Source organism: Amycolatopsis thailandensis (genome assembly GCF_002234405.1).
GTDB classification, from domain to species: domain Bacteria; phylum Actinomycetota; class Actinomycetes; order Mycobacteriales; family Pseudonocardiaceae; genus Amycolatopsis; species Amycolatopsis thailandensis.
In genome coordinates, this window is sequence record NZ_NMQT01000254.1 from 1 (window position 1) to 646 (window position 646).

At 71.1% G+C, this 646-nt stretch carries 1 protein-coding gene; it reads left to right on the forward strand.

The genetic code is table 11. From position 1 onward, the window contains the following. Positions 1 to 191 precede the first annotated feature (191 nt). Positions 192 to 646 (forward strand): aldehyde dehydrogenase family protein (locus CFP71_RS42055; RefSeq protein WP_143267289.1); only part of this gene is annotated, 455 nt, incomplete at its 3' end.

Consider the following 646-nt stretch of genomic DNA (forward strand, 5'->3'; position numbering starts at 1 on the left):
CTCCTGGCGACCACCGAACCGGCCGAACCCGCTCCCACCACGATGACGTCCATGTCCCCCACCCTCGCAAGGCCCGGCGAGGTCCGGCGGATTCGGTTCGCTGGCCGACAATCGGCGTGCCCTGGCGGGCAAGACCGGAGACGGCGTGGCGCCCGATACTCGATCACACACCGGTCGAGGAGGAGCTAGCCATGGCCACACGCCTGTTCATCGACGGACAGTGGACCACCGCCGGAGGTGGGTCCCTGCCGACGTACGATCCGGCCACGGGCCAGGTGATCGAGGATGTCGGCACCGCTTCCGCGGCCGACGTGGACGCCGCCGTCGGCGCCGCCCGGAAGGCGCTGAACGACCCCGCCTGGGCGGGGCTGCTGCCGGTCCAGCGGGCCGCGCTGCTGTTCAAACTGGCGAGCCTGGTCGACGCGCACCACGAAGAGCTCGCCGCGCTCGAAACGCGCGACCAGGGCCAGCCGATCGGCATCTCGCGCCAGGTCAGCGTCACCGGCGCGGCCGAGCACCTGCGGTACTTCGCGGGCTGGGTGACCAAGATCCAGGGCACCACCAACCCGGTGTCCTACCCGGACACGCTGCACTACACCCGCCGCGAGCCGGTCGGGGTGAACGCGCTGATCACGCCGTGGAACTT